The 21505-nt window shown below is 72.6% G+C and carries 21 protein-coding genes and 1 tRNA gene; 12 read left to right on the forward strand and 10 right to left on the reverse strand.

Going from position 1 to position 21505, the window contains the following annotated elements; all coding sequences use genetic code 11:
* The first annotated feature begins 333 nt into the window (after positions 1–333).
* Positions 334–639 (forward strand): hypothetical protein, encoded by a 306-nt coding sequence (locus tag ABEA93_RS28065; protein ID WP_345678602.1) that lies wholly within the window; start codon positions 334–336, stop codon positions 637–639.
* A 356-nt stretch (positions 640–995) separates the two neighbouring features.
* Positions 996–1072: transfer RNA gene (locus ABEA93_RS28070), tRNA-Met, on the forward strand.
* A 603-nt stretch (positions 1073–1675) separates the two neighbouring features.
* On the opposite strand, the gene ABEA93_RS28075 is transcribed toward ABEA93_RS28070, so the two are convergent.
* On the reverse strand, positions 1676–2128 hold the full coding sequence (locus ABEA93_RS28075) for a MaoC family dehydratase (RefSeq protein ID WP_345678603.1): 453 nt from the start codon (positions 2126–2128) through the stop codon (positions 1676–1678).
* A gap of 889 nt (positions 2129–3017) precedes the next feature.
* On the opposite strand from ABEA93_RS28075, the gene ABEA93_RS28080 reads away from it, so the two are divergent.
* Positions 3018–4067 carry an aminotransferase class V-fold PLP-dependent enzyme gene (locus ABEA93_RS28080; RefSeq protein WP_345678604.1) on the forward strand — a complete coding sequence of 350 codons (1050 nt, stop codon included), beginning with the start codon at positions 3018–3020 and terminating at the stop codon, positions 4065–4067.
* Between the two features lie 56 nt (positions 4068–4123).
* Complete coding sequence (locus ABEA93_RS28085; RefSeq protein ID WP_345678605.1) at positions 4124–4939, forward strand: class I SAM-dependent methyltransferase; 816 nt, start codon at positions 4124–4126, stop codon at positions 4937–4939.
* A gap of 26 nt (positions 4940–4965) precedes the next feature.
* On the opposite strand, the gene ABEA93_RS28090 is transcribed toward ABEA93_RS28085, so the two are convergent.
* Both ABEA93_RS28090 and ABEA93_RS28095 read right to left on the reverse strand, forming a co-directional pair.
* A complete protein-coding gene (locus ABEA93_RS28090; RefSeq protein WP_425585131.1) occupies positions 4966–5937 on the reverse strand; it encodes an MFS transporter in 972 nt (323 codons plus the stop codon).
* Between the two features lie 209 nt (positions 5938–6146).
* Positions 6147–7073, reverse strand: a complete 927-nt coding sequence (locus ABEA93_RS28095) for an LLM class F420-dependent oxidoreductase (RefSeq protein WP_345678606.1) — start codon at positions 7071–7073, stop codon at positions 6147–6149.
* Positions 7074–7245: 172 nt separating this feature from the next.
* On the opposite strand from ABEA93_RS28095, the gene ABEA93_RS28100 reads away from it, so the two are divergent.
* Positions 7246–8070, forward strand: coding sequence for an AIM24 family protein (locus tag ABEA93_RS28100; protein ID WP_345678607.1), 825 nt, complete (start codon positions 7246–7248; stop codon positions 8068–8070).
* Between the two features lie 138 nt (positions 8071–8208).
* Here ABEA93_RS28100 and ABEA93_RS28105 read toward each other — a convergent pair whose 3' ends face one another.
* A complete protein-coding gene (locus ABEA93_RS28105) occupies positions 8209–9564 on the reverse strand; it encodes an MFS transporter (protein ID WP_345678608.1) in 1356 nt (451 codons plus the stop codon).
* A gap of 387 nt (positions 9565–9951) precedes the next feature.
* Here ABEA93_RS28105 and ABEA93_RS28110 point away from each other — a divergent pair, with 387 nt between their 5' ends.
* The 3 genes from ABEA93_RS28110 (at position 9952) to ABEA93_RS28120 (ending at position 13110) form a co-directional block, all read left to right on the forward strand.
* Positions 9952–10974, forward strand: a complete 1023-nt coding sequence (locus tag ABEA93_RS28110) for a LacI family DNA-binding transcriptional regulator (RefSeq protein WP_345678609.1) — start codon at positions 9952–9954, stop codon at positions 10972–10974.
* 117 nt (positions 10975–11091) lie between these two features.
* Entirely contained in the window at positions 11092–12048 is a 957-nt protein-coding gene (locus ABEA93_RS28115) for a DUF1444 domain-containing protein (protein WP_345678610.1), read from the forward strand.
* Positions 12049–12369: 321 nt separating this feature from the next.
* On the forward strand, positions 12370–13110 hold the full coding sequence (locus ABEA93_RS28120) for a helix-turn-helix transcriptional regulator (protein ID WP_345678611.1): 741 nt from the start codon (positions 12370–12372) through the stop codon (positions 13108–13110).
* A gap of 48 nt (positions 13111–13158) precedes the next feature.
* On the opposite strand, the gene ABEA93_RS28125 is transcribed toward ABEA93_RS28120, so the two are convergent.
* Both ABEA93_RS28125 and ABEA93_RS28130 read right to left on the reverse strand, forming a co-directional pair.
* Positions 13159–13932 (reverse strand): copper homeostasis protein CutC, encoded by a 774-nt coding sequence (locus tag ABEA93_RS28125; protein WP_345678612.1) that lies wholly within the window; start codon positions 13930–13932, stop codon positions 13159–13161.
* 22 nt (positions 13933–13954) lie between these two features.
* Positions 13955–14800, reverse strand: coding sequence for an alpha/beta fold hydrolase (locus ABEA93_RS28130; RefSeq protein WP_345678613.1), 846 nt, complete (start codon positions 14798–14800; stop codon positions 13955–13957).
* A 365-nt stretch (positions 14801–15165) separates the two neighbouring features.
* On the opposite strand from ABEA93_RS28130, the gene ABEA93_RS28135 reads away from it, so the two are divergent.
* Positions 15166–15921: a DsbA family protein gene (locus tag ABEA93_RS28135; protein WP_345678614.1), complete on the forward strand. Its 756-nt coding sequence runs from the start codon at positions 15166–15168 to the stop codon at positions 15919–15921.
* 14 nt (positions 15922–15935) lie between these two features.
* Here ABEA93_RS28135 and ABEA93_RS28140 read toward each other — a convergent pair whose 3' ends face one another.
* The 3 genes from ABEA93_RS28140 to ABEA93_RS28150 all read right to left on the reverse strand — a co-directional run bounded on the left by ABEA93_RS28140 (position 15936) and on the right by ABEA93_RS28150 (position 17506).
* The gene (locus ABEA93_RS28140; RefSeq protein WP_345678615.1) at positions 15936–16391 is read right to left on the reverse strand and encodes a DUF6069 family protein; all 456 of its coding nucleotides are present in this window, start codon (positions 16389–16391) and stop codon (positions 15936–15938) included.
* 193 nt (positions 16392–16584) lie between these two features.
* Positions 16585–17037: a hypothetical protein gene (locus tag ABEA93_RS28145; protein ID WP_345678616.1), complete on the reverse strand. Its 453-nt coding sequence runs from the start codon at positions 17035–17037 to the stop codon at positions 16585–16587.
* Positions 17038–17053: 16 nt separating this feature from the next.
* Positions 17054–17506: a hypothetical protein gene (locus ABEA93_RS28150; RefSeq protein ID WP_345678617.1), complete on the reverse strand. Its 453-nt coding sequence runs from the start codon at positions 17504–17506 to the stop codon at positions 17054–17056.
* Between the two features lie 307 nt (positions 17507–17813).
* Between ABEA93_RS28150 and ABEA93_RS28155 the strand changes: the two genes are divergently transcribed.
* Entirely contained in the window at positions 17814–19208 is a 1395-nt protein-coding gene (locus ABEA93_RS28155; protein ID WP_345678618.1) for an SDR family NAD(P)-dependent oxidoreductase, read from the forward strand.
* 105 nt (positions 19209–19313) lie between these two features.
* On the opposite strand, the gene ABEA93_RS28160 is transcribed toward ABEA93_RS28155, so the two are convergent.
* Positions 19314–19919, reverse strand: coding sequence for a PadR family transcriptional regulator (locus ABEA93_RS28160; RefSeq protein ID WP_345678619.1), 606 nt, complete (start codon positions 19917–19919; stop codon positions 19314–19316).
* Between the two features lie 338 nt (positions 19920–20257).
* Between ABEA93_RS28160 and ABEA93_RS28165 the strand changes: the two genes are divergently transcribed.
* Together ABEA93_RS28165 and ABEA93_RS28170 are read left to right on the forward strand one after the other, a co-directional pair.
* Positions 20258–20488: a hypothetical protein gene (locus tag ABEA93_RS28165; RefSeq protein ID WP_345678620.1), complete on the forward strand. Its 231-nt coding sequence runs from the start codon at positions 20258–20260 to the stop codon at positions 20486–20488.
* Positions 20489–20498: 10 nt separating this feature from the next.
* On the forward strand, positions 20499–21422 hold the full coding sequence (locus tag ABEA93_RS28170) for an LLM class F420-dependent oxidoreductase (protein ID WP_345678621.1): 924 nt from the start codon (positions 20499–20501) through the stop codon (positions 21420–21422).
* Positions 21423–21505: the final 83 nt, after the last annotated feature.

Below are 21505 nucleotides of genomic sequence, written 5' to 3' on the forward strand. Positions count from 1 at the left end.
CCTGCCAGCCGGCGCTCCGACTGGGACGCCGCGACCCGGCGGGCGCACGCGGACGATTGGCGGCCACCACGGCGCGAGACCCACACAGGGGCGTGGACTCCGGCGGAAAGCGACGCCACCATGGTCAAGTCCGGGTCTCACCAGCGCCGTTCCAAGACCCCGCCGCCGCGCAGCCGGCCGACGTCCGGTAGCGCGAAGGCATGCGCGCCGACGCCACGTCCACGGCAGTGGGTCCGCAGCCGGGCGCCCCCTATGGGCACCGTACGGGCGCTGCCGGCAGTCGTGAGGGAGAGAAGCTGGGCACCGGCTCACCGGCGTGCATAGGCTCCCTTCATGCACGATGAGATCACGGCGACCGTCGGCGGCGAGTTTTACTCCTTCGACGGGCGCATCCTGGAGATCTTTGGCCGTGAGTACTCCCGCCGCTTCCACATACGACATCTGCATCTCAGCGTGACCGGCCCGGACCGGAAGGGGAGGCGGACCGTCACGCTCGCCCACGGTCGGCCGGAGGCCCCGGGCGACAGCCTCACCTGGCATCCCACGGCCACGGAATGGGAGCAGTCCCCCGACTTGGCCGCGCTGCTCGAAGCAGTACAGGCGGGCATCGACTCCGCCCCGGGGCCCGGCCCGGTGTGACGGGCGTCGGGCGGCGCAGGCGACCAACATCCACGGCACGCGGACCGGACCGCGCCGAAGTTCGTCGTGCGGCTGAAATCGGCCCACGGGCTGGGAGGGAGAGGCACGCCGCTCCACGAGGCAGAACTTGCGGCCGGCGTCCCCGCCACCATTGACGCGAACGCCGATGGCAAGCAACGTGAACGGGGACGGTCAGGCCGAAGTCGTCGGACGCCGCTCACGCCGTCGGGGTTCTTAAGCCTGCGGGCAGATCCGTTGTCTCGGCGGCGGGCCACGGGCAGCACACGACCGACTGGCACGAAGCCTTGCCAGTGGTCGGCGGTGACACCCCGCAACCACTAGAGTGATCACACCGACGCGGGGTGGAGCAGCTCGGTAGCTCGCTGGGCTCATAACCCAGAGGTCGCAGGTTCAAATCCTGTCCCCGCTACCAATGTTGGGGTCTGGCATTCGCCGGGCCCCAACAGCTTTTCGTATGGGCTCGCCGTCGGTTCAGACTCATCGCCGGGTGTGCACAGTCGAGCTTCCGTAGGCGTGGTGCGGCGAAAGAGCGGTCTCGTTCGACCGCTCCCGCACACGCTGCCAGCCGCGACCCGCGGGCGACCGATCAGGCTATAGCGCGAGCACTGCAGCGTGTGCCGGCCCCGGGATACGCCCATTCGTGGTCCCCGCGCGAGCGGGGGTGTTGGGTATTTGTTGGGCAGCACAGTTGAGGCGAGATACTGGGGTTACGGAGAGTCAGATCGGCGGCCGCCGACTTCGGCGGGCCTCGACAACGCCTCCGGCGATATGGTGCGAACTGAATCTTGCAAAAGACGGCATCCGAGGCCGCTCCAGTGACGGCGCGGCCCAAGGCGGGCCCAAGAGGTCGCCATCGCCCGCTCGGGCGCGACGCATCGCCTAGCGCCATCGACCGTGTCAGCGTCCGTCCGATATCGAATAGGCCGGACAGTACGCCGTGTTCACCGCAGCACGGCGCCGGAAGGGCCGCGCCCGGCGCAGCATGTCGACCGGGTCGGCCTCTCCCGCGGCAACGTCAAAGGACGACGAGGACGATGCTTTCGACGACGCATGCCGGCTTCGACTGACCCTCGATCTCGACCGTGTACTTCACCACGACCTGCTTGCCCGCGGCGACATCGCGGACGTCGGCCAGCTCCGCTCCCACCCGCACCCGCGAACCCACCGTCACCGGGCTCGGGAAGCGGACCTTCTCCGTCCCGTAGTTGACCAGCATCTTCGGGCCGTCGAGGCGGAAGATGTCCTTGCCGAGGGCGGGGATCATCGACAGCGTCAGGTAGCCGTGGGCGATGGTGGCGCCGAAGGGGCCGTTTTTGGCCTTCTCGGGGTCGACATGGATCCACTGGTGGTCGCCCGTGGCGTCGGCGAAAAGGTCGATGCGGGCCTGGTCGACGACGTGCCAGTCGCTGTAGCCGAGGTGGTCGCCTTTGCGTGCGGCGAACTCGTCGAACGATGCGAACACCTGCATGTGCGCCTCCCGGTGGCGGTAGGCCGGGGTGACCGCGGCGTGCGGATCCCCGGTGCGCCCATGGTATTTCGCGGCGGCTTCGGGGGGTCCCGGAACGGCGCCGGAAGCTGTGGTGAGGCCCACATCACGGGAGGCGGATAGTGGACCTTGCAAACTAATTGGCCAACGGCTAGGTTTCACCCGACGCCCGAGCAGTTGCGGGTGCGGATGCACGTGCATCTGCGTCGGCGTGGCTCGTCGTACGGGGATCGGACCGGCACCACGGTCCACGAGGGGTGCAGATGGTGGAGTTGAAGACGCACACGCCGATCGCGGCGACCGCGTACACCGGCGGCTCGTCCCTAGTCGGCCGCACGACTGGCAGACCGCACCCCTCCGGCGCCCGCTGAACCGCGCAAGACCGCTTTGCGGTCCGGAGGTTTTACGCGAACGGCACACCGGCGGATAACCCGGTTCCGCCACCACCGGATCCGCCCATCGGGTACGGTTCCCGGCATAAGCCAACGAACGCGCACGACCCGCACACCGGCACCGCGCCCGTCGGCCCGCCCAGTACCGCCCAGCAGCACCGCACGACCCGCAACTCCGCACGTCCGCACGCCGGTACGCGCCGGAGTGCGGAGCTCGGCAGGTCCGCAGTTCCCGCACCGCCGCAAGTCCCAGCACGTCAGCAAGCCGGTACGTCCGCACGACCACCCCCGGTCGCCGCGAGAGCCTCGCCCCTGTGGGCACACGCGGCGGCATGCGGTACGTGGCGCCGCCCCTGTGCGCCACGCGCCGCCACCCGGAGGTGGCTCCCGCTCCGGTCCGCCACGGCCGTCGCAGCGGGAGCCACCTCCGTGTCATTGGCTCTTGGGACCTGCGCGGACCGGTTGTTAGCGTCGATGGCATGGAGATCGCCGACGCACGCGTCCTCTGGGAACCCGAGCCCGGCTGGCTCAACACCGCCAGCTACGGCCTGCCGCCGACTCCCGCCTACGAAGCCGTCCTGGCGGCGCAGCGCGACTGGCGTACCGGACACACGAGTTGGGAAGCCTGGGGCGAAGCCGGCGAGGTGGCGCGGGAGTCCTTCGCGGCGCTGGTCGGCGCGGACGTCGCGGACATCACGATCGGCGCGAACGTGTCGAGCCTGCTGGCACCGGTCGCGGCGTCGCTGCCGCCGGGGACGCGGGTGGTGGTGCCCGACATCGAGTTCACGTCCAACGTCTTTCCGTGGATGGTGCAGGAACCGCGCGGTATCGAGGTCGTGACCGTGCCGTGCGACAAGCTCGCCGAGGCTGTGGACGAACGGACGGATGTCGTCGCGTACAGCCTGGTGCAGTCCGCCGACGGGTCGATCGCCGACGACGACGCGATCCTCGCGGCGGCGCGGGCGGCGGGCGCGCTGGTGGTGGTCGACGGGACGCAGGCCGTGGGGTGGATGCCGGTCGACGCGACCCGCTACGACGTGCTGGCCGTCGGCGGCTACAAGTGGCTGATGAACCCGCGGGGCACCGGTTTCGCGTATTTCGCGCCGGGTGTGCGCGACCGGTTCGTGCCCGTGGCGGCCGGCTGGTTCGCCGGTGAGGATCCGCACGCGTCTTTCTACGGCGGTCCGTTGCGGCTCGCCGCGAACGCGCGGCGGTTCGACTCGTCCCCGGCGTGGTTCGCGTGGGTGGGGGCGGCACCGGCGATCGACGTCGTGCGGGAGATCGGCGTGGAGAAGATCCGCGCGCACAACGTCGGGCTCGCGAACCGGTTCTCGACCGGGCTGGGGCGGCCGGCGGGCACGAGCGCGATCGTGACGGTGGACGTGCCGGGCGCCGAGGCGGCGCTCGCGGCGGCGGGGGTACGCGCGGCCGTGCGGGCGGGGCGGGTCCGGGCTTCGTTCCACGTGTACTCGACCGAACACGACGTGGACATGGCCGTGGAAGCCTTGCGGGGGTTGAACGGCGCATAGCACCCCCACGCCGTGTCGCCTCGCCTTCGGGCGCTCGCCGCCCGGATCATGGGGATATGGCAGAGCAACCGTCGGACCGCTGGACCGCGGCCGCCGCGTACGAGACGTACATGGGCCGGTGGAGCCGTGCCGTCGCCGCGTCCTTCGTGCCGTGGCTCCGTCCCGCCGACGGCTGGCGCTGGCTCGACGTCGGATGCGGCACGGGGGCGTTGACCGCGGTGATCGCGGACGGCTGCCGGCCGCGGACCGTGGCCGGGGTGGACACGTCCCCGGGCTTCGTGGCCGCAGCCCGGGACGCCGGACCCGCGGCCGCCGGCTTCGCGGTGGCCGACGCCTCGGCCCTGCCGATCGCCGACGGCTCGTGCGACGCGGCCGTCAGCGGCTTGGCGCTCAACTTCTTCCCGGACCAGCGCGGCGCGGTCGCCGAGGCGGTCCGCGCGGTGCGCCCCGGCGGCACCGTCGCCGCGTATGTGTGGGACTACACCGACGGCATGCAGTTCCTGCGCCTCTTCTGGGACGCCGCCGTCGCCACCGACCCGGCGGCGGGCGCCGTGGACGAACGCCGCCGGTTCCCGGCCTGCCACCCCGACGCCCTGCGCACCCTGTGGTCCGCGGCGGGTCTCGCCGAGGTCGTCGTCGTCCCGATCGAAGTGCCGACGTCCTTTGGGGACTTCGAGGCCCTGTGGGGTCCGTTCGGCTTGGGCCAGGGGCCCGCGCCCGGGTATGTCGCCACCCTCGATCCGTCCGCGCGGGAGCGGCTCCGGCGGGCGCTCCGGCGGATCGTGCCCGCCCGGCCCGACGGGTCGATCGCCTTGACCGCGCGGGCCTGGGCGGTGCGCGGTCGGCGGCCGGACCGCCCCCGCGCGGTCTGACCACCGGACACTTCACCGTCGGCGCGTCACCGGGCGACCGCGTCGACCGGCCGATCGGCGCTTGCGTCGGCCTCGTCGACCACCCGCCCGCTCCTCGCCCGCCACCCCGACGCACTCACCGCAACCGCCACGGCCACAGCGACCAACGGCACCACCAAGGCCGCGCGATACCCACCGAGCATGGACGACGCCGAACTCCCTTCCGTGGCAGCCGCGTTGACCAGCGTCACGGCGGACATCCCCAGCGCGGCACCGAACTGCATCGACGTATACAGCAGCCCGCCCGCAAGCCCCTGCTCGGCCTCGTCCACACCGTCCGTGGCGGCGATCGTCAGCGGGCCGTACGTCAGGGCGAACGCCAACCCGAGCAGCGTCAGCCCCGGCAGCATCGCCACGTAGCTCCACTCGGCCCCCAGCGGCAGGAACCACGCGTAGGCCAGCGCGGCGAGCACGAGGCCGCCGACCGCCACCCGCGCGTTTCCGAAGCGTTCGACCAGCTTGGGCGTCAGTGTCGGCGACAGGACCGCGTCCACCCCGACGACCAGCATGGCCAGGCTCGTCTCCACCGTCGACCAGCCCCGCAGCTCCTGCATGTACAGCACGGCGATGAACTGGAATCCGAAGAACCCGCCCGCGAACAGCAGCCCCGCCGCGTTCGCCCGGAGCAGCGCCGGGTTGCGGAGGATTCCGAGCCGGACCAGCGGTGCCGGCGTCCGCCGCTCGATGGCCGCGAACACGCCCAGCAGCAGCACACCCGCGCCGACCGTGGCGACAGTCGCGGCCGCGGACGCGTGTGCGCCGCGCTCGATGCCGAGGACGATCAGCACGATCCCGGCCGTCACGGCCAGTCCGCCCGCCAGGTCGAAACGCTCGCCGGCCGGTGCCGGGCGCGGCGTCTTCGGCACCAGGGCCAGGGCCGCGGCGAGGATGACGGCCGCGATGACGACGGGGACGAAGAAGACCCAGCGCCACCCCGCCGTGGTCAGCAGGCCGCCCACGACCAGGCCGATCGAGAAGCCGCCCGCGGCCGTTCCTGGTCTGGCGCGCCGACTCGGCCGACGCGTCGCTGGCGCGGTTCGCGCGGGCCGCGGGCCGGGCGGCCCGCGCCCACGTGGGCACACCCGCCCGACCGCGCGCGAAGGCCGCGGTGCCGAGACGTCCCTAGGCCGCGGCGAGTGACACCGCCCGGCCGGGCAGGCCGGCGGCGTCAGCCCACCAGCGCCGCCGCCAGCACCCGCCAGTCCTCGATCGGGCAGTCCACCATCGACTCGCCCAGAACCTGCACGCACACGTGGTCCGCGCCCGCCGCGAACTGCTCGTCCACGCGCGCCCGGATCGCCGCCTCGTCGCCCCACACCACCAGTGCGTCCAGCAGCCGCTCGCTGCCGCCGTCCGCGAAGTCGGCCTCGTCGAAGCCCAGCCGCAGCCAGTTGTTCCGGTAGTTCGGCAGCCCCAGGTACGGCTTCACATGCTCGCGTCCGCGGCGCAGCGCGGTCTCGCGGTCCGCGGTCAGCACGGCCGCCTGCTCGACGGCCAGGTATCCGTCCTTCAGCACACCGCGCGCCTCCGCCGTGTGCTCCGGCGTCACCAGGTACGTGTGCGCGCCTTCGGACCGCTCCGCCGCCAGCTCCAGCATCTTCGGCCCGAGCGCGGCCAACACCCGCGGCGGACGCGGCAGTTCGCCCTCGGCGGCGAAGTAGAGGGCGCCGTCCAGTCCGTCCAGGTACCGCTTCATCAGCGCCAGTGGTTTGTCGTAGACGTTGCCGCCCGGCCGCAGCCCTTCCACCAGCGGCTGGTGGCTCACCCCGAGCCCCAGCAGGAACCGGCCCGGGTGCGCGTCCAGCAGCGTGCGCGCGGCGCCGTTGGTCGCCACCGCGTCGCGCGCCCATACGTTCGCGATGCCGGTCGCCACGGGAATGCGCGGCGCGGACTCCAGCACGAGCAGCGCCTGGGTGAAGGTCTCGCGCCCGACCGTCTCGCCCCACCACAGCGCCCCGTACCCGAGCGCGTCGAGTTCGGCCGCCGTGTCGCGGAGCCGCGGCACCGGGAGGAAGTCGAAGGCGGACGTCCACAGGCCGACCCGTCCGAGGTCGGGCAGGGGGCGGTGGGCGGGAGCGGCACTCTCGGCGGTCATGCGGGCCCTCTCGGCTCGAACGGTTCCGGCGTCAGGCGGTCGGCGTTGCCCGCCGGACATTCTGTAACGCCGTAACAGAATGCCCACCCGCAGCGTACGGCCGCCCCTCACCCGGCATGACATGGGGTGCTGTTGGTTCCCGTAACCGCCCTCGAACCGGGATCATGGGGCGGTGCAGAGTCCCTTGTTCCAGAACGTGGCGATCCAGACGGCCGAAAGGTTCAGCCTGCAGAACCCGCAGATCCTGCGGGTGGCGCTCGACCAGCGCGGCATGCCCGAAGTGCTGGCGCGCAAGGGTGCCATGGTGGCCTTCACCGGCGGCGTGCAGTTCGACGGGTACCTCAACTCCCCCGGCGAGATGCGCGCCGCGCAGTACGGCGCCGAATTCATGCAGCTGATGCGCTGCTACGGAAACGGCGTCGTCTATCTCGCGAACCAGGCGCAGTACATCCACCTGGTGACCTTGGACAACGACGGTCTGATCGTGGACGACGACACGGTCCTGGCCCTCGACCCGAGCCTGATGTGGGCGCCCGTCGCGCTGGAGGCGCAGCAGCGCATCGCCGGCCCGGGCAACAACGCGCTGCAGATCCACGGCACCGGCATGATCGCGCTGACCACGCCGGGCACGCCGCTGGTGATGAAGGTGACACCGCAGGCCGAGGTCTTCGTGGACGCGGACGCCGCGGTGGCGTGGACGGCCGGGCTGACCACCCGCATGGAGGCGCAGACCAACGCGCAGGGCGTGTGGCGGCGGCGCGGGCAGACCGGCGAGGGCTGGATGCTGAGCTTCATCGGCGAGGGCTGGGTCATGGTGCAGTGCACCGAGGTGAACCCGCCGGACACGATCCAGCACGGCGGCGGCGCCCTCGGCATGGGCGGCGACGGCTACCGGGCGAACACCTGGGGCGGCCCGGGCGGCCCGCACGGCCCGGTGAACTACCCGCCGCCGGGCGCGCAGCCGCACTATCCCCCGCAGGGGCCCTACCAGCGCTGACCCCCGCCCGGCCGGACCACCGGCCGAACGCGGAAGCGCCGGCCGCGGCCCCCGGGCCCCTGCCGTCGGGCAGGGACTCCGGGGACCGCGGCCGGCGCCGCGCCGCAGAGTCCGCTCAGCGGACCGTCGTGACGACGGTCAGCGCACTGTCTTCACGAACACGACCAGCACGGACCCGACCAGCGAGATGACCGCCGCGATCGGGAACAGCGCGTGGTAGCCCCAGGTCTCGACGATCGACGAGGCGATGAACGGGGCGGCGATCTGCGGGGCCGCGTTGGCGATGTTGATCAGGCCCATGTCCTTGCCCGCGTCCTCGCCGCGCGGCAGCACCTTGGTGATGAGCGCCATGTCGACGGCCATGTACATGCCGAAGGCGAAGCCGTTGACGACGTTGAACGCGGTCATGCCGTTGACGCTGGCCCAGATCATCGGGATGAACAGCGACAGGCCGGCGAGGATGCCCGAGCCGAGCACGAAGGGCTTGATGACGCCGAAGCGGTCGACGAGCCTGCCGACCACGATGGAGGCGATCACCGTGGCGATGGCGTTGATCACCATCAGGAAGCCCATGATCGCGGGCGTGTCCTGAGGCTTGATCTTCACGTACTCCATGAGGATGTACATGTTGTACGTGAGGACGACGAAGTAGCCCGCCACGACGCCGAAGCGGGAGAGGAACGCCCAGGCGAAGTCGGGGTGCTTGCGCGGGTTGAGCCAGAAGTTCGACAGGAACTTGCCGAAGTCGAAGCGCTCCACGGGCATGTCGACGCTGGGCTTGTCCGGGGTGACCAGGCAGAACACCAGCACGCAGGCGACGAGGATTCCGGCGATCAGGTAGTAGCCGTTCTCGCCCTGGAACTTGCCGTCGAAGCCGCCGACGACCTTGTCGATGCCGAGCTTGTGCAGGTCGATGCCGCCGATGGTGTAGGCGGAGACCACGATGCCGAGCGGGATGCCGAGGCCGACCAGTCCGGAGAAGATGCCGTACTTGGCGGGCGGCACACGGTCGGGCATGACGGCGGTGAGGGCGGCCTGGAAGCCGTTGAGGATGAACTGCACGCAGCCCCAGGTGATGGCGAGCGTGCCGATCGACTTGGCGTTGGCCTGCCACATGAGGGCGCCGGCGCCGAGGAGCGAGCAGATCACGATCCACGGGACGCGGCGGCCGAAGCGGCTGCGGGTGCGGTCGGATATCTGACCGAAGATCGGGTTGCCGATGGCGGCGAGGGCGGCGCCGACGGCGACGGCGTTCTTGAGCGCGTCGGGGTCGGGGTGGCCCTTGATCGCGGTGACCTGCATCGGGATCAGGAACGATCCGACGCCCATCCACACGAGGTAGAGCGCGAGGTTCGCCAGCGGGAGAGTCCCGAGGAGGGGGCTCAGGCTGTAACGCGGTTTGCCGGCCGAGTCCAGGGGGCCGAGCTGCGCCGGAACGGTGCCCGGGGCCGCGCCCCGGACCTCGTCGCGGGGCGCGAGGTTGCTCTGCGTCATTTCGGTATCACCGAGCCATCACGAGTCGTGGAAGGAGGGAACGTACGGTCCTGACCCCCGGTAACCCGTCGCACGGGGTCGTGGGCCGTTCGCTTTCGCCGCTGCCGACTCGCTTGCTTACTCGATTAACTGACTAGTGTTACTGACACGTGTCAGCAGCGGTGCACGGATCATGGCACGGGATGAAGAACACGTAAACCCCCCGTGATTCACATCGCATGGCACCCGCGGAACCAAATGGGCCGCGGCCATGGGAACCTCATGTCACCCTCTGTTGAAACCCTTCGGCAACACCGTTGACAGAAGCCTCCGGACGCCACCGGGGAATCTGCCGACCCCGCCGGAACCCGCTGCACCCCTCGAACCCTCACGTGAGGACCGGTAGCCATGCCCCAAGTCCCTCGCCAAGACAAGGCGCCCACGAGCGCCGACGTCGCCCGGGCTGCCGGCGTGTCCAGAACCACGGTGTCCTTCGTGCTCAACGACGTCCCCGGCTCCGGCATCAGCGACGCCACCCGGGAGAAGGTCCTCGCCGCGGTCCGCGAACTGGGCTACGCGCCCAACGCGGGCGCCCGCGCCCTGCGCGCCGGAACCGGGAACCTCGTCGTGTACGCGATGCCCCGCTGGCCCCTCGGACCCGCCATCAACTCCGTCATCGAACGCACCCGCGCCGCCCTGGCCGACCGCGGCCTCGTCCTCCTCGTGCACGGCGACCGCAGCCTCACCGGCACCGACGCGGCCCTCGCCTGGGCCGAGCTGCGGCCGCGCGCGGTCATCGCGGACACCGACCGGTGCACGGCGGAGAGCGTCGACCTGCTGCGCCGGCACGGCGTGCGCACGGTGGTCCTGGTCGGCGAGGAGGACGTCCCGTTCGCACCGACCGTGCGGCTCGCCCAGCGGAAGGTCGGCCGGGTCGCCGCCCGCCACCTGCTCGACCGCGGGCACCGCCGCATCGCGGCGATCGTGCCCACCGGCGACCTCGCCGAGCCGGGCGAGCTGCGCTACGCGGGGCTCGCCGCGGAGGTCGCCACCACCGGCCTCGCGGTCGCCCGGCACGACCTGGGCTTCGACCACGACGCCGCGCTCGCGCTGGCCCGCGCGTGGGCGGCCGACCCGGACGGGCGGCCGCGCGCGCTGTTCGCCTACAACGACGAATTCGCCGCCCTGATGCTGCGCGCCCTGCGCGACGCGGGCCTGTCCGTGCCCGGCGACATCGCGGTGCTGGGCGTCGACGACACGCCGCTGTGCGAGCTGGTGCAGCCGCGGCTCAGCAGCGTCGCGCTGCACACGAGCGACTTCGCGGAGGCGCACGTGCGGGTCCTGCTGGAGCTGCTCGACCGCGGCCCGCACGAGCCCTGGCCGGAACTACCGGAGAACGAACCGCGGGTGGTGGTACGCGACTCGGCCTGACCGCACACCCCGGCCGGCACCCGCCGCGCGGGCCCGCGACCCGGGGCCCGCACCCGGCCCCGGGTCGCCCCGCGCTCGCTACGATCCCGGTACGTGATCACCGGGTAGGAGGCTGGCGTGGGGTTGTTCCGTCGGGGGCCGAAGCGCGATCCGCGCGACACTCCTCGCGATCCGGCGTTCGAATTCCTGTCGGAGGGCGAGGGGCGGATGCTGCGCGGCCTCACCCGCGAGGCGTTCGCCGAGCGCGGCCTCGAGGTCACGGTGTTCGCCGACCACATGACGGACAGCGCGCAGCGGAACTACAACCTCTACAACCTGGCCGCGGGCTGCCACAACGACGAACGCGGCTCCCGGGCCTGGCCGGCGCTGATCCGCGACCACGTCGACAAGCTGGTGCGCGCGATGGACGCGCCGTCGGCCCTCGACACCCTCTCGCACGACGAACTGCGGGCCCGGCTCTTCCCGCGCGTCACGTCGGACACCAACCTGCCGGACGACCCGGCGTTCGTGTACGCCCCGGCGCCCGCGCCCGGGCTGCGCGAAGTCCTCGCGCTCGACCTGCCGGAGAGCGTCCAGACGCTGCCCGGCGACGCGCTCGCCGCCCTCGGCGACCTCGCCGAACTGCGGCTGCGGGCGATGAACAACCTGCGCGCGCTCCCGGTCGAGGAGCACGAGGTGGTCACCCACGAGGACGGCGGCACGTTCCATCTCCTCGCCGGGGACTCGTTCTTCACCGCGAGCCGGGTCCTGGTCCTCGACGACCTGGTACGGCGGATCACCGGCAAAGACCTCGGCCCCGACGGGGCGCTGGTCGCCTTCCCGTTCCGGCATGTGCTGGCGTTCCACCCGATCACCGGCATGGACGTGGTGCCCGCGCTCAACGCCCTGGCCGGCTTCGCCGCCGCCCGGCACGAGGAAGCCCCCGGCCCGGTCAGCCCCTACGTGTACTGGTGGCACCGGCGCCGCCTCACCCAGCTCAGCGAACGCGTGGACGACGGGATCGGCATCACGGTCGGCGCGGAGTTCCAGGAACTGCTGGAACGCCTGCTCGCGGACGACACGGACGGGGACTAGGAGCAGACGGCGGGTCCCGTCGTTCCCGACGGGTCCCGATTCCCTTCCTGGGGCGCCGACTTCTCCGCCGACGTCGTCGACTTCCTCGCCGATTTCTCGGTGACGCCCGTAACCCCCGTGCGCGGGGGTCGTTGTATGCAGTGAGGCCCCGGAACGTCCCCCCGTTCGCTCCGGGGCCTCACTGCTGCCCGGCCCCGTTCCGCGGCGCGCGACCGCGCCCGGGTTGCCGGACGATGCGACGATTCGGGACCGGGCGGAACGCGGCACTCCGGTACGATCGTCCAGGTTCTCCGACGCCCGGGCCGCGCCTAGCCTGGCGCGGTGGAGGCCCCCCAGGACATCGCCGCTCGCCCGCCGTTCTCGCCCTCGGCCGCGCGCCGGGCCCGCCGCGGGCTGCACATGACCCTCGACCAAGTCGCTTACGGCCTTGCCGCGTTCCGCGTCGCCGCGGGCCCCGGCCGGGTCGCCGCGTGGGAGGCCGGCACCGACCGCCCCACCGAAGCCGAACTCCTCGCGCTCGCCGAAACCCTGTGGTGCTCCCCCGGCGAACTCATGGGCGCCGCCGGGGCTTTGCGCGAACATCGGATCGGCCGCCGGCTCACCGTCGCCGAACTCTGCGCGCGGATCGGACTTCCGCCCTCCCGCTACACGGCCATGGAACGCGCCAACGCGTGGCGCGGCGACTCCCGGTCGACGGCCGCGCTCGCCCGCGAACTCGGCCTTTCACACCGCGACTTGGTCGCCGTGGCGGGTTCCGCCGCGGAACTCGAGCAGCTGCTTGCGGAGACGGTACGCGGCCGCCCCAAGGCGCAACTGTCCGCGGTCACGGGCCTCACCGGCTTGCGCCGCGGCCGGGTCTCCGCGGCGCTGACCGGGCTGCACCGCGAATTTGCGTACCGGGAGCACTTGGCCCTGTCCTGGACCTCCGGCGTCCCCGGCACCCGCCCGCACGCCGCGGCGACGCCCCCGCCGGCCACACCCGCGGCACTCGCCGACCGATTCTGGGCGCTGCTCGGCCACCCGGCGGCGGATCCGGGGGCGTCCGGGGCGTGGTCGCGGTAGCGGTGCCAGGGGCCGTCGCCGCGGCGGGGCAAGCGGGGCCCGGGTCCGTCAGCCGATCGCTTCCCGCCAGCGCGCCACCGCCGCCGGGTCGACGGGCCGATCCCAGCCGCCGCGGCGGGCCGGGCTGCCGATGTGGAAGGCGTTCAGGCCCGCGGCTTTGAGGGCGGGGAGGTGGTCGAGAAGAAGGCCGCCGCCGACGAGGATGCGGGGGCGGGGGCGGGGCGCGAGGGGGCGCGTGTGGGTGTCGGCAGTGGAGCGGTCGTCCGCAGGCGCGGTCGTCGCCTTCGCCATCGCCTTCGTCGCCGTCTCCGCCTTGGCATCGGCAGTCAGCGCGGCCAACCCGTCCCCCACTCCCCCAGGGCCTCCCGACGTGAGAATCGTGTCGACGCCGGGCAGGGCGGTGGCCGCGGCCCAGGCGGCGGTGCGGTCGGGGATGTGGTCGAACGCCCGGTGGAACGTCCAGCGGGCATCCGGGAGGCCGCCGAAGACGGCCGCGCAGGCCTCGACGTCCGGATCCCCCGCCGCGGTGAGCCACCCGCCGACGAATTCACGCGCCCCGGAAGACCACAGCTCGGCCGCGTCGGCGCGCAGCCGGTCGAGCGGGACGCCGCGGCCGAAGCCGGGGGCGCGGCGGATCATGACGCGCACCGGGACGTCGACGGCGTCGCGGACGTCCGCCCAGACGGCGGCGGGCGGGGTCAGGCCGTCGGCGGACATGTCGGCGACCAGTTCGAGCCGGTCGGCGCCGCCGCGCACGGCGGCCCGGGCGTCGGCGGCGGACAGGACGACGACTTCGAGCAGGGACGTGCCAGGGTTTCGCATGCCCCCCATATTGGTCTAGACCTCAACGTGTGGCCAAGTGGCGGAGGAGTTCCGTATTGAGCCGTTCCGCGGCGTTCTCCGGCACCCAGTGATCGACGCCGGTCAACTCGACGAACCGGTACGGGCCCCGCATGTGCGCGGCGGTCAGTTCCGCGGCGGTGCGGCCGAGCGCGCCGTCGGCGCTGCCCCAGACATAGAGAGCGGGCACGGTGATCGGCCCGGCGTCGTGCAGCGACTTGGGCGTGATCGCGCGGTACCAGTTGAGGGCGGCGGTCAGCGCGCCGGGCTCGCGCAGCACGGCGAGGTATTCGGCGACGGCGTCGTCGGGGAGGCCGCCGTACGCGGCGCGCAGGTAGGCGGCGTCGTCGGCGAGCAGGCGCTCCTCGGCGACGCCGCGGGAGCGGAACATGTCCATGTACGCGGACTGCTTGCGCTGGCCGGAGCCGCTGTCCCGGGCCGCGGCGGACATCGCGTCGGGGTGCGGGGTCGAGACGACGGTCACGGTGCGCAGCCGTTCCGGGTGCAGTCCGGCGACCTGCCAGGCGATGGCGCCGCCCCAGTCGTGCCCGACGAGGTCGAACGTCGCGGCACCCAGCGCGTCCGCGACCGCCAGCACGTCGCCGACCAGCGCATCGCGGTCGTACGCCGCTTCGTCCGCGGGCCGCGCGCCCGGCGAGTATCCGCGCTGGTCGAACGCGATGGCCCGACAGCCCGCCGCCGCCAGCACGGGCAGCTGCAAAACCCACTCGGCCGACGTCTCCGGAAACCCGTGCAGCAGCAGAACCGGCCGCCCGTCCTCGGGCCCGGCCACCCGGGCCCGGAAGACCATCCCCCCGGCCTCGACCTCGACGATCCCGATCCCGTCCATCGCGCCCTCCCGCACGTCACCGCCCGCTCGACGCCGAACCCCGTCACGCTCCGGCCCTCGGCGGCCTCAGGCTAGGGCGGTCTGCTGGATCTTCACACCCCTCGCGGTGCTGCAGGCCCTGCGACTACGAGAATGCACGAGCTGCGGTCCGGCGCCTTGCGATGCACGGCACCGGACGACGTGAGGGGCGCGAATATCCACCAGGCACGCCCGTGCAGGCCGGCGCTCACCCGCGCGCTTGGCCCTGCCTGCCTTCTCGCTCCCCCACCACCCATCAGGCCCCTCCCCCGTATCCCCTCCCCTCCTCCACTCGTTGTGCCGCGCGCTGTGCGGGGTTCCTGGAACGAGTGGAAGGCGGAGTGGCGATGGGGATCATCCTGAGCGCCGGGGAAGGGCCCGCGTCGCGGGCCTATCGGCGGCGGGTGTGGGTCGTGGCGGTGGTGGGCCTGGCGGCGGTGCTGATGGGCGTGTTGGCGCAGTTCTCGCAGGCGTCGGCGCCTTCCGGCTTGCCGTCGGAGCCCGCGGTCGTGGGGGCCGCGCACGACGGGGTCGTGCGGAAGGCCGCGCTGACGCTGCCGGCGACGGCGTCGCGGGATGCCGCCGACCCGATGGCGCTGGGGCGCGTCGACGCGCCGGTGCTGATGGTCGAGTACGCGGACTTCAACTGCGGCTACTGCATCCGCTTCGCCCGCGAAACCGAGGCCGACCTGCTGCGCAAGTACGTGGACACCGGCGTCGTCCGCTTCGAGTTCCGCAACTTCGCCATCCGCGGCGACAGTTCGATCGCGCTCGCGCGCGCCGCCTGGGCCGCCGGACAGCAGGGCCGGTTCTGGCCGTTCCACGACGAGGTGTACCAGCGCGGCACCACCGACCCGACGGCCGCCGCGCGCGCCGCGGGCGTGCCCGACCTCGCCCGCTTCGCCGCGGACATGAACGGCGCCGCGGCGTCCGCCGCCGTGGACCGGGACGCCGCCGACGCGCGGAACGCGGGCGCGGAGATGACACCGACGTTCGTGATCAACGGCAAGCAGCTCGTCGGCGCACTGCCGAAGGAGCAGTTCTACGACGAGATCGACAGCGCTGCGCGCCTGGCCCGCAGCGGCGCCCGGCTGCCGTACTGAGCCGCGGGTCGGGCTCAGCGGCGGCGGCCCAGGTGGCGGGCCACCGGCGGGACCACGACCGCAGCGACCGCGACGTGGGCCAGGGCCAACACCACACGCGTCTCCGCGGCCGCGTAGGCGGGCAGGAAAGGGAGGACGAGCGAGACCACGGCAACTGCCCACGCGGCGACGGCGTACGTCCGACCCGGGCGGTTCGCCCACCGGGCCACGGCAAGCGCGAAGAGGAACCCCACGGCGGCGAACATCGCGGTGAAACCGACGAAGCCGCCGACGGGGATCGCCTCCGCCTCCGCCTTCGACGTGCCCATGTCCAGCGAAACCCCGGCCGCCCGCACGATCGCCTCGTACACCCCGGCAACCGCGATTCCGGCGAGCGACGCGGCGCCCGCGACCTGCCACGCCGGTCGGGACGCCGCGCCGAAGCGTGCCGAAGTACCGTTCATCGTCTGGCTGTTGGTCGTGACTGCCATGTCATCCTCCGCGTGTTCAGGCCGTGTCGGTGCTGTCGCAGGTTCAGACGGTCGCCGCAGAAGAGACTCATCGCTCCGCGGCGGGAAATTTCGGGGGCCGAAGCGCCGTGTGCCTCGGAGGCGCGGACGATGTGGGCCTCGGCATGGGGGGGACCGCATGCCTGTTCCCGAGCCTCGGACGGAATCGGCGCGGCTAACGCAGCGTCCCGGGGTTCACCGGCAGCACCGGCGGGCACGGCGTGGCCCGCACGGTGAAGCGTTCGGGCGGCCGCGGCGTGGCCGGTATGTCGTAGGCGAAGCAGCGGAAGACGGTGGAGTGGCCGAAAGTCGTCGTACGGCGTTCCTCGGCTTTGACGATGCCGGTGATGCCGTCCGGGGCGCGGTTCAGGGTGAGGACGCGGATCTTCTCCTCCCAGAAGTCGACGCGCAGGGTGTCGCCCAGCGGTGAGGCCCCGGCGTCGATTTGGCCGGCGACGACGGTCGCCCAATGGCGGGCGTGTTCGAGGGCGAGCTGCTCGGTGCGTTTCAGATCGCGCCGTTGTTCGAACTTGAGCGTCACGACGACTCCGCCGACGACCAGTCCGACAACCAGTACGCCGACGACGAGCAGCGAGAGGCAGCTGAACCGCGGTGTCCCCCTGGCCATGCGCAGCCCGCCCGGGTCACTCGGCGCTTATGGCGCGGCGCAGGGCGGCGTCGTGCTCGTCCGCCACCGGGTCGGCGGGGTCGGCGATGTAGACGGCGACGGCGTAGGCGTCGTCGTCGGCGGCCAACCGTTCGCGGACGGTGCGCCACGCGGCGACGTTGGGGTGCGGGACGTCGGTGCAGGCCAGGGCGGGGGTCATCGCGGCGATGGCCTCGTCGAGGAGTTCGGGGCCGATCTCGTAGGCGGCGGTGCCGCCGGGGTGGCCGCAGAGCACGGCGAGGACGACGGCCGGGAGCGGGCCGGTGCCGGCGTTGGTGTGCGGGAACGCGGTGCCGGCCGGGCCGCCGCCGCGGGTCGCGACGCCGAGCGCCCACTGCGCGGGCGGCCGCCAGCCGGGGATGCGGGCGGCGAAGCGTTCGCGGGCGGCGGCGAGTTCCTCGAGGGTGCCCCATTGTTCGTCGGTGGCCATGCGCGCGCTCCCTTGTGATCAGGTCGACGACGAGTCCCGACCGTACCGTGCGGGAAATCCGTGTGCCGGGGTGGCGGCCGCGCGGCTACCGTGGCGGAGCGCCGCGGTGTCCGCGCGGCCGGATGAATCCCGAAGGGAGGCAAGGCCCGTGCGTCACGCAGGTGCGGAAGCACGTAGTGCGGCGGATCGTCCCGCGGCAGCCGAGCCGTAGGTCCCGACCGTCCCAGCATCGACCCGTATCCAGGGGAGCGCCGCAATGTCCGAGCTCACGACGGCACCCTTGGAGGTGCCGCATGCTGTGAATTCCATGTCCTCCGACTCTTCCGACTCGTCCGGCGGCGGGGCTCCGGCCCACCCCGATCCGGCGGCGTTGGATTCCTCCCTCGCGTTTCTGGCCGCGCTCGACGGCCTGGCGCCGGACGACCCGGCGCGCATCCGCATCGAGCAGGCGCTCGCCGCGTTCGGCAAGTCCGGCCGCAAGCGCCGCCGCGACGCGCAGCGGAAGGCCCGGGCCGAGGCCCGCGCCGGAATCCTCGCGCGGACCGCGACCGGCGCCCGCGACCGGGTCGACGATCTGCCGCTCCACGACGACACCTTCCCGGCCGGACCGATCGGCACCGTGCCAGGACTGCGCTGCTATGTGTGCAAGGCGGCGTATGCCGAGGTCGACGGGTTCTACCACGCGATGTGCCCGGGCTGCGCCCGCGAGAACCGGGCGCGCCGGCAGGCCCGGACCGACCTGACCGGCCGCCGGGCCCTGGTCACCGGCGGCCGGGTCAAGATCGGTTTCGAGCTCGTCCTCAAGCTGCTGCGCGACGGCGCCGAGGTCGTGGTGACGTCGCGTTTCCCGCACGACACGCGCTGCCGCTTCGCCGCGGTGCCGGACTACCCGGTGTGGCGGGACCGGCTGTCGATCGCCGCACTGGACCTGCGCGATCCCGGGCGGCTGCTCGCATGGTGTGACGAACTCGTCGACGAGGGACGTCCGTTGGACATCCTGGTGAACAACGCGGCACAGACGGTGCGGCGGGCGCCGGAGGCGTACGCTCCCCTGCTCGCCGCCGAGCGGGCCGCTCTCGGCGCGGCGGCGTTCGAGCCGGTCACCGCGCTGCCCGGCGGGGCCGCGACGGCGTCGCCCGCGGGGGCGTCGCTCGTCGGCGTGCCGCTCGCGCTGCCGCTCGACCCGAGCGGACTGGTGCCCGACACGGCGCCGGTCAATTCGTGGACGCGGCGCGTGCACGAGGTGGACCCGGTGGAGCTGCTGGAGGTCCAACTGGTCAACGTCACGGCGCCGTTCCTGCTGGTGAGTCGGCTGCTGCCACTCATGCTGCGGTCGCCGCGGCCGCGCCGGTACATCGTCAACGTGTCCGCGGTGGAGGGCCAGTTCGGCCGCCGCTACAAGGCGCCGGGGCATCCGCACACCAATATGGCCAAGGCCGCGCTGAACATGCTGACGCGCACGAGCGCGGCGGACCTGGCCCGGCAGGGCGTCTACATGACGAGTGTGGACACCGGCTGGATCACCGACGAGAAACCGTTCGCGGACCGCGAGCGGGTGTTCCGGGCGGGCTTCCGGACACCGCTGGACATCGTCGACGGCGCGGCCCGGATCTACGACCCGGTGGTGCGCGGCGAGCAGGACGCGGGGGCGGAGCCGCTGTCCGGGTGCTTCCTCAAGGACTACGCGGTGGCGCCGTGGTGACCGGCGCGGCCGTCGGATAGCCACCGGTGGCGCGCCGGGCGTCGCCCTTTTCGGGGAACGTCCGGCGCACCCGCGCGTCCGCCGCCGCGGCGGCCGGGGCGCGCATTACTCGGCTTCGGCGAGGATCAGGTACAGCCGCTTGCGCGTGTCGGCCATGACCTCCAGCGCCTTGGTGCGCTGGTCTTCGTTGCCGGTGGCCATGACCTGCCGGAGCGCGTCGTTGACCTGGAAGACGGCGCTGCGCAGCTCGTGGAAGGCGGCGTGGTCGAAGCCTTCGCTGACCTCGTCCCACGGGGTGGTGCCTTCGGGCTGGCGGCCGGCCTCTTCGCGGCCGGTGTCGGTCAGCGAGAAGAGCTTCTTGCCGCCGGACTCCTCGCCCGCGATGACGCCCTCGTCCTCGAGGAGCTGGAGCGTCGGGTAGACGGAGCCGGGGCTGGGCTTCCACACGCCCTGCGTGCGCTCGCCGATCTCGCGGATCATCTCGTAGCCGTGCATGGGCCGCTCGGCCAGCAGGGCCAGGATCGAGGCGCGGACGTCGCCGCGCCGGGCGCGGCCGCGGCCGCGTCCCCGGCCGCCGTGCGGACGGCCGAAGGGTCCGCCGCGGCCGAAGTCCGGGCCGCCGAAGCCGCGCGGGTCCGGGCCCCAGGGGCCGAAGGCGGGACGGCGGGACTCTCGTTCGCCCCGTCCGGGGCGGTGCTTGTTGCCGTACATGGTGTTTCTCCTTCAGTGGATGTGGTGGCGTCGGCCTTTGCCGGCGCTATCGCGATCCCTTCGCGATGGCTCAACGATATATCGGAAACCGCTCGCGATGCAACAACGAGAATCGGCCACCTTGTCAAGACCCCCGCACGCGGACCCGCAAAGCGCGTGAACTCGGCCGCGCCGCACGGGCGTTGACCGCCGGAACCCGGGTACATAACGGGCAAGTACGGCGCATTGCCGGATACGCCATAGGATCGACCGGTCGCGGCGGGTAATCGTCGTCCGGTCAACCGGTGACCGCCCGCGACGGCGACCGAAACGCCGCGGAGTCGCGAGGGAGAAACGCTGTGTGGTGGGCCTGGCTGGGAATCGGCGTCGCGGCTTATGCAGGGCTGCTCGGTGCGGTGATCGCGGTCCTGCGCGCGGCCAAGTCCCGGCACGCCGCCGAACGCGCACACGACGCGGCGCACCAGGAGGAACAAGCACGGCGGACCGGGCGAGCGGACGAGGCGGACCCCGCCCCGCACCCCGAATACGTGGCGCTCCCCACTCCTGACGGATCGTCAGATAGCTGCTAACTTTCGCTTCATGTTCCTCTCCCTTGGGCTCCCCACCCACCTCGTCGACGCCGGGCCGGATCTGATCGGCGCCGAAGCGGTCATGACGATGGCGAAGGCCGCCGAGGCGGCCGGGTTCGACGCGGTGTTCACCACCGACCACCCCTTCCCGGGCGACAAGTGGCTCGCGCACGGCGGGCACCACACCGTGGACCCGATGGTCACGCTGTCGTTCGCGGCGGCGGCGACCAGCACGCTGCGGCTGCACACGAACCTGTTCGTGCCCGCGTACCGGAACCCGTTCCTGTCCGCGAAGATGATCTCCTCGCTGGACGTCATGTCCGGCGGCCGCGTGATCCTCGGCGTGGGCGCGGGCTACCTGGAGCCGGAGTTCGCCGCGCTCGGCGCGGACTTCGCGAACCGCAACGACTACCTCGACGAGGCGCTGCGCGCCATGCGGGCGGCGTGGACGGGCGAGAGCGTCACCTTCCAGGGCTCCGGCTACGCCGCCGAGGGCAACACGATGCTGCCGAAGCCCGTGCAGCCGCGGATCCCGGTGTGGGTGGGCGGCAACAGCAAGCGGGCGATCCGCCGCGTCGTCGACCTGGGCGACGGCTGGCTGCCGATGCCGGCGCCCGCCAAGGCCTCGAAGAGCCTCAAGACGCCCGGCATCGAGACGCTGGACGACCTGCGGGCCCGCCTCGACTACGCGCGCGAGTACGCCGAGTCCGTCGGCCGCACCGACCCGATCGACGTCATCTTCATGCCGCGCGGCCTGAGCATGTTCTCGGGTGCCGGCATCGACGCGGACGCCGTCGTCGAGGACCTCGCCGAGCAGGCCGCCGCCGGCGTCACCGGCGTGACCATCGCGCTGCCCGCCGCGACCCGCGCCGAGTTCCTCGAGCAGGCCGCGCTGTTCGGCGAGCGGATCGTGCCGCGCGTCACGAAGCTCTGAACCCGGCGCTCCCGCCTCACCCGCGGGAGTCCCGGCGACGGCGGGCGGCACGGCCGGTGCCGCCCGCCGGCAACGCTTCGCGC

The sequence above is a fragment of the Yinghuangia aomiensis genome (assembly GCF_039542225.1).
Taxonomy (GTDB): Bacteria; Actinomycetota; Actinomycetes; order Streptomycetales; family Streptomycetaceae; genus Yinghuangia; species Yinghuangia aomiensis.